The organism is Paenibacillus sp. RC334 (assembly GCF_030034735.1).
GTDB classification, from domain to species: domain Bacteria; phylum Bacillota; class Bacilli; order Paenibacillales; family Paenibacillaceae; genus Paenibacillus; species Paenibacillus terrae_A.
In genome coordinates, this window is record NZ_CP125370.1 from 4,311,057 (window position 1) to 4,322,500 (window position 11,444).

The 11,444-nt window shown below is 49.6% G+C and carries 7 protein-coding genes, 11 tRNA genes and 2 rRNA genes (1 of these 20 only partly in view); all 20 read right to left on the reverse strand.

Annotation, left to right across the window (positions count from 1 at the left end; all coding sequences use genetic code 11):
* Positions 1-14: 14 nt before the first annotated feature.
* On the reverse strand, positions 15-1,154 hold the full coding sequence (gene tgt, locus QMK20_RS19740; protein WP_014282980.1) for a tRNA guanosine(34) transglycosylase Tgt: 1,140 nt from the start codon (positions 1,152-1,154) through the stop codon (positions 15-17).
* Positions 1,155-1,174: 20 nt separating this feature from the next.
* Positions 1,175-2,203: a tRNA preQ1(34) S-adenosylmethionine ribosyltransferase-isomerase QueA gene (queA, locus tag QMK20_RS19745; RefSeq protein WP_283652982.1), complete on the reverse strand. Its 1,029-nt coding sequence runs from the start codon at positions 2,201-2,203 to the stop codon at positions 1,175-1,177.
* Between the two features lie 7 nt (positions 2,204-2,210).
* Complete coding sequence (locus QMK20_RS19750; RefSeq protein WP_283652983.1) at positions 2,211-4,304, reverse strand: SpoIID/LytB domain-containing protein; 2,094 nt, start codon at positions 4,302-4,304, stop codon at positions 2,211-2,213.
* A gap of 292 nt (positions 4,305-4,596) precedes the next feature.
* Positions 4,597-5,604 carry a Holliday junction branch migration DNA helicase RuvB gene (gene ruvB, locus QMK20_RS19755; RefSeq protein ID WP_283652984.1) on the reverse strand — a complete coding sequence of 336 codons (1,008 nt, stop codon included), beginning with the start codon at positions 5,602-5,604 and terminating at the stop codon, positions 4,597-4,599.
* A gap of 50 nt (positions 5,605-5,654) precedes the next feature.
* Complete coding sequence (ruvA, locus tag QMK20_RS19760) at positions 5,655-6,269, reverse strand: Holliday junction branch migration protein RuvA (protein ID WP_283652985.1); 615 nt, start codon at positions 6,267-6,269, stop codon at positions 5,655-5,657.
* On the reverse strand, positions 6,266-6,769 hold the full coding sequence (ruvC, locus tag QMK20_RS19765; protein ID WP_014282985.1) for a crossover junction endodeoxyribonuclease RuvC: 504 nt from the start codon (positions 6,767-6,769) through the stop codon (positions 6,266-6,268). The genes ruvA and ruvC overlap by 4 nt, the downstream gene beginning before the upstream one ends.
* Positions 6,770-7,003: 234 nt before the next feature.
* Complete coding sequence (locus QMK20_RS19770; RefSeq protein ID WP_283652986.1) at positions 7,004-7,708, reverse strand: BofC C-terminal domain-containing protein; 705 nt, start codon at positions 7,706-7,708, stop codon at positions 7,004-7,006.
* 118 nt (positions 7,709-7,826) lie between these two features.
* Positions 7,827-7,900, reverse strand: a tRNA-Pro gene (locus tag QMK20_RS19775).
* Between the two features lie 7 nt (positions 7,901-7,907).
* Positions 7,908-7,987 (reverse strand) — tRNA-Leu (locus tag QMK20_RS19780).
* A 13-nt stretch (positions 7,988-8,000) separates the two neighbouring features.
* Positions 8,001-8,077: transfer RNA gene (locus QMK20_RS19785), tRNA-Arg, on the reverse strand.
* Positions 8,078-8,082: 5 nt separating this feature from the next.
* Positions 8,083-8,157 (reverse strand) — tRNA-Gly (locus QMK20_RS19790).
* A gap of 35 nt (positions 8,158-8,192) precedes the next feature.
* Positions 8,193-8,268, reverse strand: a tRNA-Lys gene (locus QMK20_RS19795).
* Between the two features lie 28 nt (positions 8,269-8,296).
* A tRNA-Asp gene (locus QMK20_RS19800) sits at positions 8,297-8,373 on the reverse strand.
* 25 nt (positions 8,374-8,398) lie between these two features.
* Positions 8,399-8,472, reverse strand: a tRNA-Met gene (locus QMK20_RS19805).
* 30 nt (positions 8,473-8,502) lie between these two features.
* Positions 8,503-8,578: transfer RNA gene (locus QMK20_RS19810), tRNA-Val, on the reverse strand.
* 6 nt (positions 8,579-8,584) lie between these two features.
* Positions 8,585-8,656 (reverse strand) — tRNA-Glu (locus QMK20_RS19815).
* An 18-nt stretch (positions 8,657-8,674) separates the two neighbouring features.
* Positions 8,675-8,766 (reverse strand) — tRNA-Ser (locus QMK20_RS19820).
* Between the two features lie 3 nt (positions 8,767-8,769).
* Positions 8,770-8,845: transfer RNA gene (locus QMK20_RS19825), tRNA-Asn, on the reverse strand.
* A gap of 19 nt (positions 8,846-8,864) precedes the next feature.
* Positions 8,865-8,981, reverse strand: a 5S ribosomal RNA gene (gene rrf, locus QMK20_RS19830).
* Positions 8,982-9,135: 154 nt separating this feature from the next.
* A 23S ribosomal RNA gene (locus tag QMK20_RS19835) occupies positions 9,136-11,444 on the reverse strand; it runs 619 nt beyond the window's last position.

The window sequence follows — 11,444 nt, forward strand, 5'->3', positions numbered from 1 at the left end:
CTCTCCCCTAAAACTTAAAAACCTTTATCATTATCATGAAGACCGTACTGCTCAAAAAATTCATCGCGGAAATCAAGCAGTCTGTCATCCATAATCGCTTGTCTGACATTGCGCATCAATTGAATTAAGAAATGCAAATTATGATACGTTGTCAGTCGGAGCCCGAAGGTTTCATCCGCTTTAATCAAGTGTCGTAAGTAAGCACGTGAATAATTACGACAGGTATAGCAATCACAAGCCGGATCAAGCGGGCCGAAATCTCTTGCATATTGGGCATTGCGAACGACAAGACGGCCTTGGCTGGTCATCGTTGTCCCGTTGCGAGCAATTCGTGTTGGAAGTACGCAATCAAACATATCCACACCACGGATAGCGCCTTCAATTAAGGCATCCGGAGAACCTACGCCCATCAAATAGCGTGGCTTGTTAGTGGGAAGCAGAGGAAGCGTATAATCCAGCACTTCATACATCAAATGCTTCGGTTCACCTACGCTCAGTCCACCAATAGCATACCCCGGGAAATCCATGGAAGTCAAATCCGCCGCGCTCTGCTTGCGCAGATCTTCATGCATCCCTCCCTGAACAATAGCAAACAACCCTTGATCATGAGGACGCGCATGCGCCTCCAGACAGCGCTCAGCCCAACGGCTGGTGCGTTCCAACGACTTTTTCACATACTCATATTCAGCCGGAAAAGGAGGACATTCATCAAAGGCCATCATAATATCCGAGCCGAGCGAGTTTTGAATTTCCATTGCCACTTCTGGCGAAAGAAACTTCTTATCTCCATTCAAATGAGAGCGAAAATGAACGCCCTCCTCCGTAATTTTACGCATTTCACTCAATGAAAACACTTGAAACCCGCCACTGTCCGTTAAAATAGGACGATCCCAGTTCATAAACTTGTGCAGCCCACCCGCTTCACGAATAATATCGTGACCAGGACGAAGAAACAGATGGTACGTATTACTCAAAATAATTTGAGCATCCATCTCTTTCAGTTCCTCAGGACTCATCGTTTTAACTGTAGCTTGTGTCCCTACAGGCATAAAGGTTGGTGTCTCAATAACCCCGTGAGGTGTATGCACACGCCCGAGACGGGCTCCCGATTGCTTGCAGGTTTTAATATGTTCGTATCTTATTGCTGGTGCCATATTTTCTCTACCATCCTTAATTAATAAATGAACATTGCGTCCCCAAAGCTGAAAAACCGATATTCCTGGTCAATCGCCTCCTGGTAAGCATGCATAATATTCTCCCTGCCCGCCAGTGCGCTGACCAGCATAACCAATGTGGATTTAGGCAAATGAAAATTCGTAATCATCGCATCTACCACACGGAATTCATAACCTGGATAAATGAAAATCTGCGTCCAGCCGCTGCTGGCCTGTAATAGTCCGTCACCGAATGTATTGCCCACCGTCTCCAGCGTCCGACAACTGGTTGTCCCCACCGCCACGACTCTTCCGCCACGCGCTTTGGTTTCATTCAGCACATCTGCCGTTTCCTGTGACAATGAGTAATATTCTTCATGCATCACATGCTCCTCAATCGTATCCACAGACATGGGTCTGAACGTTCCTAAACCGACGTGAAGGGTGACAAAAGCAATGGAAACACCCTTTTCTCTAATTCGGTCCAGCAATTCCTCTGTAAAATGCAATCCTGCGGTTGGAGCCGCAGCTGAGCCTTCATGCCGGGCATAAACCGTCTGATAACGCTCACGGTCATCCAGTTGCTCCTTGATATACGGTGGAAGCGGCATTTGCCCAAGACGATCCAATATCTCCTGAAAAATACCTTCATATGAGAATGAAAGCACTCTTCCGCCCATATCGCCTTCTTCCTCAATGACCGCCTTCAGCTCATCACCGAAAACGATGACCGCGCCCTTTTTAAGCTTCTTGCCGGGTTTTACCAATGCTTCCCATCGGTCACCCTCCAGTTGCTTGAGCAGTAACACCTCGGCCTTAGCTCCCGTGTCTTCCTTGATACCAAACAAGCGTGCAGGAATCACTCGCGTATCATTTAGCACCAGCGTATCGCCCGGTTGAAGATACTGCACAATATCTGAAAATGTATGATGATCCACTTCACCGCTACCCTTGTTCAACGTCAGCAGTCTGGAAGCACTTCGATCAAGCAAAGGCGTCTGTGCAATTAATGTTTCAGGTAATTCAAAATCGTAATCGTTTACGTTCATATATTGGTCAGTCCTTAACTATATCCACATTTTTGTAATAGTGTTGCAAAATTTTCTTGTAATCATACCCCTGATCAGCCAAACCGTTGGCTCCCCATTGTGACAAGCCCAAACCGTGACCATTCCCTTTGCCTGTAAAAATAAAGCTCTGCGTTTTGTCGATGACTCGCGCATGACGATCTTCATTCATGACGATCACCCCGTTACCACCGGAAGTGCTGCTCCCTGATGCCGACAGGATTGTAGTTCCCTGTGCACCATTTACATGAGTAGTAGCCCCATCAGCGCCTAATACAGTATAACTGCCGGTACTCGCAATATCAAACAGCGTGCTCGGCAATCCGCCCATCGCTGAACGATACATATCAGGATACTTCACCTTTAAAGGCGATCCGTTCGCTTCAACCTCCAGCACTCGTCCAGACGGACCGCGTTTGGTGACATCGAGATGGTCAATAGAGGACGGTACTGTGCCCGTTACTTTCCCTTGCAAGGATTTTACAAGCTGAGCAGCCGTAAAGGGTCCCCGCACCCATGCGTAGTCTCCAGATTGAGGTACCTTTTCCAATACAATCATTTCTTCACCCGGTTGTACCTTGGCTACTGCTGTCACGTTTGATTGAATTTGAGGAATGGGACGCACATTGGTATTTTCAGCAGTCACGGTGACCTTGTCTAGCCCCGCCTCTGTGACTCCCTCCAGCTCCTTAACGTTATCTTCTCGGATATAGCCTGTCTTTCCGCTCGAGAGAAGCACGTGATACCACTCCTGTGCTCCTTTTTGCGCCGAAGTATCTCCAGAGCTATCTACGCTGGCAAACGCTTCGCCGCCACTGTTCCACACCTCGGAAGCATCCGCTGTAACGCCGCCCGCATTGGACGAAAATACAGCTTCAACCACCTTGCCACCACTTTTAATCACTTCACCAGCGGTTGCATCTACAGCCTCGCTAACATTTGCATGCTCCGAGCCTTTGCCGTTATAAGCCTGGCTTAACGTTCCATCCACCACGTTCCCGATCTGAAAACGATTGCCTTGGGCAAGCGCATAGCTGCGAGCCGCTACCGCTTGTGCCTTGAGCGCTTCACCCGGCCATGAGGAATAGACTTCAGCTCCTACCACGGAATACAAATACTGCTCCAACGGCACTTCGTTTACTAGCGCTAGCTGTCCTGACGTCATGCCAATCTCCATGTCTCCACGATATGTACGCTGTGATCTCTCAACCACTTGAATTCCATCGTTGCCTCCGTTGACAATAACCTTGCTATTATCAGAACCACTCAGCACGTAATGAGTCATCACCTGAGAGCCTGTCGTTACTCCTGCTTCCTGTCTCACAATCAGTCCAGTTTGAGTAGCGTTGACTTTAGAGAGGGTGAGTCGCGGTTGCTTGCTTTCCAGTTCTGTTTTCAAAGCGGACAACTTGCTGTCATTACTCTCTTCACCGATCCAGACAGCATATTGACCTCTCGATTGAACTACGGTAAAAGCATCAAAACCTGCGGCAGCAATCGTCGTTCGGACGAGATTGGCCTCTTGCTCACTGCCATAGTTCCCTGTAGACCAATGCTTGTTCCCCGTAACTTCGGCCTGTGCTCCAGCTGCAGTAGAAATGCGCTGTACAGCGGCCTGCGCCGCCTGCTCACTCGCATATATTCCCGCATACACCTGATAGACGGAGCTACCGTTTTTCGAGCCAATAAAAACCGTCGGTTTATCATTGGTCTTCTGCAACACTTGAGCCGCTTTTATCGCAGCCGCTTCATTACCTTCAAGTACCTTCACCCGATAGCTGTCTACACTAAAGCGTGCTGTGCTGTCCGGAAGTCTCGTCCAGGCCTGAAAGCTGCCCCCACTGTTTTGTCCGACACTCAAACCCCCTGATGATTTCAAGGTAACAGCGGGTGTAGTCGCTTTATATTTGCTGCCCAGATCCGCAAAGATCACTACACGAATATCCTCTTGGGTGGCAGCGGCGTGAACAGTCGGATACCAAGGCAGGCAAACTACAGCTAATACTATAGCCGCTATTGCCCGTTTGGCCCGACCCGCCCATGTGCCGAAAATTGTGTTTTGATTCAACGCCTTTTCACTCATTTCTGGCTCCCCCATTTCTGGCTGTCATAGCACGCATACTGCATGATTTGGCGGGAACTTGACTCATACCTGTCCCTTTTAATACATCGGCGAAATACGGCTAAACTTGAACCCGCTCAAATCATAATTCACGCACTCTCTTTTTCCATACCATTCGTCTCACAATATCATACGAGTACATAGCCCTGTAATCACGTTAAGAACTAATTTCAGCTACATTTTTCTGTGTATGTTTTTCTGTGTATGAGGCGATACTGCCTGTTCTCATGTGATAAAAGTACACACTCCCTGCTCACCGTGAATCCATTGGCATGGGAATTCCGAGGTGAGCATAGGCCGCCGGAGTCACCATCCGTCCCCGCGGCGTTCTTTGCAGAAGGCCGATTTGCAACAAATATGGCTCATACACATCCTCGATCGTCTGACTTTCTTCGCCAATGGTCGCTGCAATTGTATCCAATCCCACAGGTCCGCCACGGAATGAATGAATCATCGCCTTAAGCATTTTATGGTCAATTTCATCCAGTCCGCGCGGATCAATTTGCAATCTCTTCAACGCCTCTGCGGCCAGCTCCGAATGAATAATACCGTCTCCTGCAACTTGGGCAAAATCACGTACCCTTTTTAACAGCCGATTCGCAATCCGTGGTGTCCCCCGTGAACGCAATGCAATTTCCTCGGCCGCATCCCCGACAATCTCAATCTCCATAATATCTGCGTTCCTTGATACGATGTAGGCCAGCTCGTCTGTCGTATAGAACTCCAACCGACTAATGACACCAAATCGGTCACGCAACGGCGCAGAAAGCAGCCCAGCGCGCGTAGTAGCCCCTATAAGCGTAAAGGGCGGCAAATCCAGACGAACCGAACGCGCACTCGGGCCTTTACCAATCATAATGTCCAGAGCAAAATCCTCCATTGCCGGATACATGACTTCTTCCACCGTACGGTGCAGGCGATGTATCTCGTCAATGAACAAAACATCGCCCTCTTGAAGATTAGTCAGCAACGCCGCCAGGTCCCCAGGTCTTTCAATTGCCGGGCCTGAGGTCGTGCGTAAATTAACACCAAGCTCATTGGCGATAATATTGGCGAGCGTCGTTTTGCCCAATCCAGGCGGGCCGTACAGCAGCACATGATCCAGCGCCTCTTTACGCATTTTGGCCGCTTCAATATATATTTTCAAATTTTCTTTTACCTGATTTTGCCCGATATATTCATTCAGATAACGGGGGCGAAGGCTTAGCTCCGCCGTCTGGTCTTCCATCATCAAATTGGCGGAAATAATCCGGTCATCCATATTCCATCGCTCCTCCTTTTCATCAGACTTCTTTAACGGACATCATCGTCCTATCCGGCAAACAACAGTTGCAAAGCCCGTTTCATTAAAATATCGGCAGATTCATCAGGTTTCGCATCTTTCTTCATTTTGCTCCATACCTTATCAAGCTCTGCATCTGTGTAGCCCAACGCCTTGAGCGCTTCTCGTGCCTCGCTCCAATAGGAACCCTCGCCCTCTTCCACGACAGGCTCCGCAAACAATCCCGTAGCAATGCCGATTGAACCGATGCCATCCAGCTTATCCTTCAAATCCAGAATCATGCGCTGTGCTGTCTTTTTACCGATACCAGGCAGTTTGGTGAGAAATGCGATGTTCTCCTGATAGATTGCCGTTACCACATGAGTAGGTGTACCGCCTCCCAAGATGCCTAGCGCCACACGCGGCCCAATGCCGGATACATCAATCAGCTTACGGAACAACTGCTGTTCCTCACGAGTCGCAAACCCGAACAGTAAAGTGGCATCGTCCCTTACATGATGATGAATATAGATGACAATCGGCCCTTCCGTTTTGGCAAAGGCATAAGGATTCGGACAAAATACCCGGTACCCGACACCCTGCACATCCAAAACGACATATTCATTTTCCAAGTGAGCCACAGAACCACGCAAGAAATCTATCATTTTCGCAATACCTCATTTAACTTTGAATTTAGTCCATATGAATGCGCATGACAAATAGCCACTGCCAAAGCATCCGCCACATCATCCGGTTTGGGCACAACTTGAAGCTTCAGAAACATTCTAACCATTTCCTGTACCTGCTTCTTCTCAGCCTTTCCATAACCTACAATAGCCTGTTTCACCTGCATAGGCGTATATTCCCCTATAGGCAGACCACGTTGTTTCGCAGCCAGCACCAGCACACCACGCGCCTGACTCACAGACATTGCGGTTGTTACGTTACGATTAAAAAAAAGCTTCTCCAGCGCTACCGCATCAGGCTTATATTTATCAATCAATTGCAGCATGCCTTCATACACATGAAGCAACCGCTCTTCTTCCGGTGTATGGGCCTCCGTCTGGATGCAGCCATATTGAACAGGAACCACCTTACTGCCAATCTTGTCCACAAATCCAAAGCCCACAATTGCAATACCCGGATCAATTCCTAGAAAACGCAAAAAAATCTCTCCCCTATCGCCAAAATACGGAGTTAACTAGCCATCAACGATCAATATCAAAGCCATAATCATTGCCAAATAGTAAACAAAGCGAACATATGTGTCGTTCATTTCATTATAACAAAACTTTGCATCTAATAGAGTAAAAAGTTTAACTTTAAGTTCAGCACAAAAAAAGAGACGTTGTACGCCTCACCCCCCGGGCAAAGCCACACGCCTCCCACTTGCATGTAATCAATATTGCTGCTTCAATACCCGCTGTGTTCGTTCCACCGCAAAATCACCAAAAGTGGAGATCACGCTGTTGTATTCGTTCATATCCTGCACACGGATTCCCTGCTGGAGCTGCTCATACACTCCCTCGGGCAGAGCCGTTTCCATTGATCCCACATCCAGCTGAAAGAAAGTCCGAATTACTTTTTCTTTTTTAGGCGGTCCTTCAAACAAAGTAAGCTGTCCATCCATACTAATACCCATGTAGGCGTGCTGTTTACATAACTCCGACAAATCCTCCACTTTACGCTCCAGCCACACCTCGCCCCTGGAATTGAACCGTCCCTTCCAATCGGGATGCTGCTTCAGCAAACTCTCTAACTGCTGCGAACTTAACGTTCCCAAGGAAAGTGTCTCTGTGCCACACACATAGGTAGTTAACAAATGAGTCTTTCTGCTGATGCCAGAAGCACGGATACTTTGCAATACCTGCACCTGCGAGGAATGCACTTCAGCCTGACTCGTGTGTGAAGGCTCCTCCGTATCAACGTCCGCCATAACGGTAGTAGCAAGGGACTGTGACAGCATAGTCTGCATATAACGTGAAAACAGGATACCTAAACCTGCCAGCAAACAAGCCGATCCAAAAATAGTACAGGCCCACACCGTTCTTCTCCAGTGCTTCCAGCGTCGTTTAATTTGTTTTTTCCAGCTTAATCGCTTCACAGTAATCCCTTCCGTCCCACTTTTTGTGTTAGTGTGACCTGACGATTACTGATTTATACAAAAAAAGACAAAAAATATAACAAAAAAAGCCGCTTCTTCAAGCGACTTTCCTTTTGAATCGGGATGACACGATTTGAACATGCGACCCCCTGGTCCCAAACCAGGTGCTCTACCAAGCTGAGCTACATCCCGAAATACATGCCGGTGAGAGGACTCGAACCTCCACGGTTTCCCTCACGATTTTGAGTCGCGCGCGTCTGCCAATTCCGCCACACCGGCTTATGAAGTTAAATGGCGCGCCCTGAGAGATTCGAACTCCCGGCCTTTTGATTCGTAGTCAAACGCTCTATCCAGCTGAGCTAAGGGCGCAAATATGGAGCGGACGACGGGAATCGAACCCGCGACCCTCGCCTTGGCAAGGCGATGCTCTACCGCTGAGCCACGTCCGCAATACAATGATATCCATGACATATAAATTCATGAATGGTGAGCCATGAAGGGCTCGAACCTTCGACACCCTGATTAAAAGTCAGGTGCTCTACCAACTGAGCTAATGGCTCCCAACAGGGTAATATAACTTTGTAAAAATGGCGGAACTGACGGGATTCGAACCCGCGATCTCCTGCGTGACAGGCAGGCATGTTAGGCCTCTACACCACAGTTCCAAAAGGATTTCCTTAGGGAAATTAATTGCGGGGACAGGATTTGAACCTGTGACCTTCGGGTTATGAGCCCGACGAGCTACCGAACTGCTCCACCCCGCGATAATATTAGGGAATTCTATATAATGAAAATGGTGGAGGCTGAGGGGCTCGAACCCCCGACCCTCTGCTTGTAAGGCAGATGCTCTCCCAGCTGAGCTAAGCCTCCATATTATGACCCGTAGGGGAATCGAACCCCTGTTACCTCCGTGAAAGGGAGGTGTCTTAACCGCTTGACCAACGGGCCTTAACAATAAATAATATCTGGCGGAGAGAGAGGGATTCGAACCCTCGAGACGCTTTTGGCGCCTACACGATTTCCAATCGTGCTCCTTCGGCCAACTCGGACACCTCTCCATATGGCTCCCCGAACAGGACTCGAACCTGTGACAACTCGATTAACAGTCGAGTGCTCTACCAACTGAGCTATCAGGGAATAATAATCATAAAGATTTGCTTGGCGACGTCCTACTCTCCCAGGACCCTGCGGTCCAAGTACCATCGGCGCTGGAGGGCTTAACGGTCGTGTTCGGGATGGGTACGTGTGGAACCCCTCCGCTATCGCCACCAAACATGAATTTGTAAAACAAATTCTTCCGTATGGATATTCAGTTCATCACTAATCGTGTAAATGAATAGCCATGCGCTTATCGTATGTATCTTCTACATACCTTCAAGGTGTTACACCCTGAAAACTGGATCCGAAACTCCATTGCGTCCTATACTTAGGATAAGCCCTCGACCGATTAGTATTGGTCAGCTCCATGCATTACTGCACTTCCACCCCCAACCTATCTACCTCGTCGTCTTCAAGGGGTCTTACTAATTGGGAAATCTCATCTTGAGGGGGGCTTCACGCTTAGATGCTTTCAGCGCTTATCCCTTCCGTACATAGCTACCCAGCGGTGCTCCTGGCGGAACAACTGGTACACCAGCGGTACGTCCATCCCGGTCCTCTCGTACTAAGGACAGCTCCTCTCAAATTTCCTACGCCCACGACAGATAGGGACCGAACTGTCTCACGACGTTCTGAACCCAGCTCGCGTACCGCTTTAATGGGCGAACAGCCCAACCCTTGGGACCTACTTCAGCCCCAGGATGCGATGAGCCGACATCGAGGTGCCAAACCTCCCCGTCGATGTGGACTCTTGGGGGAGATAAGCCTGTTATCCCCAGGGTAGCTTTTATCCGTTGAGCGATGGCCCTTCCATGCGGTACCACCGGATCACTAAGCCCGACTTTCGTCCCTGCTCGACTTGTAGGTCTCGCAGTCAAGCTCCCTTCTGCCTTTGCACTCTTCGAATGATTTCCAACCATTCTGAGGGAACCTTGGGGCGCCTCCGTTACTCTTTAGGAGGCGACCGCCCCAGTCAAACTGCCCACCTGACACTGTCCTCGTACCGGATCACGGTACCAAGTTAGAACCTAGATACGATCAGGGTGGTATCCCAAGGATGCCTCCTCTCAAGCTGGCGCTCAAGTCTCTTAGGCTCCCACCTATCCTGTACAGATCGTACCCAAATTCAATATCAAGCTGCAGTAAAGCTCCATGGGGTCTTTCCGTCTTGTCGCGGGTAACCTGCATCTTCACAGGTATTAAAATTTCACCGGATCTCTCGTTGAGACAGCGCCCAAGTCGTTACGCCATTCGTGCGGGTCAGAATTTACCTGACAAGGAATTTCGCTACCTTAGGACCGTTATAGTTACGGCCGCCGTTTACTGGGGCTTCGGTTCATAGCTTCGCCCTAAAAGGACTTACCACTCCCCTTAACCTTCCAGCACCGGGCAGGCGTCAGCCCGTATACTTCGCCTTGCGGCTTCGCACAGACCTGTGTTTTTGCTAAACAGTCGCTTGGGCCTTTTCACTGCGGCCCCCTCGGGCTATTCACCCTACCGAGGCACCCCTTCTCCCGAAGTTACGGGGTCATTTTGCCGAGTTCCTTAACGAGAGTTCTTCCGCGCGCCTTAGAATTCTCTTCTCGCCTACCTGTGTCGGTTTGCGGTACGGGCACCTTCTCCTGGCTAGAGGCTTTTCTTGGCAGTCTGAGATCATGACCTTCGCTACTGTAATTTTCGCTCCCCATCACAGCCCAGCCTTACGATGTGCGGATTTGCCTACACACCAGCCTCACTGCTTAGACGGACATCCATCAGTCCGCGTCACTACCCTACTGCGTCACCCCATCGCTCATAACGGATTACGGTGGTACAGGAATTTCGACCTGTTGTCCTTCGACTACGCCTATCGGCCTCGCCTTAGGTCCCGACTTACCCTGAGCGGACGAACCTTCCTCAGGAACCCTTAGGCTTTCGGCGGATCTGATTCTCACAGATCTTTTCGTTACTCATACCGGCATTCTCACTTGAATGCAGTCCAGCGCTCCTTACGGTACACCTTCAACCCGCATTCAACGCTCCCCTACCCCTGATGCAAAGCATCAAGCCATAGCTTCGGTGGCGTGTTTAGCCCCGTTACATTTTCGGCGCAGAGTCACTCGACCAGTGAGCTATTACGCACTCTTTCAATGGTGGCTGCTTCTAAGCCAACATCCTGGTTGTCTGTGCAACTCCACATCCTTTCCCACTTAACACACACTTGGGGACCTTAGCTGATGGTCTGGGCTGTTTCCCTTTCGACAATGGATCTTAGCACTCACTGTCTGACTCCCGGAACCAAGTCTATGGCATTCGGAGTTTGACTGAGCTTGGTAACCCTTGCGGGCCCCGCACCCAATCAGTGCTCTACCTCCACGACTCTTATTCCGAGGCTAGCCCTAAAGCTATTTCGGGGAGAACCAGCTATCTCCGGGTTCGATTGGAATTTCTCCGCTACCCCCACCTCATCCCCGCATTTTTCAACATGCGTGGGTTCGGGCCTCCAGTGCGTGTTACCGCACCTTCACCCTGGACAGGGGTAGATCACCCGGTTTCGGGTCTACGTCCACGTACTAACTCGCCCTATTCAGACTCGCTTTCGCTGCGGCTTCAGCTCTTCACCTTAACCTTGCACGGGAACGTAACTCGCCGGTTCATT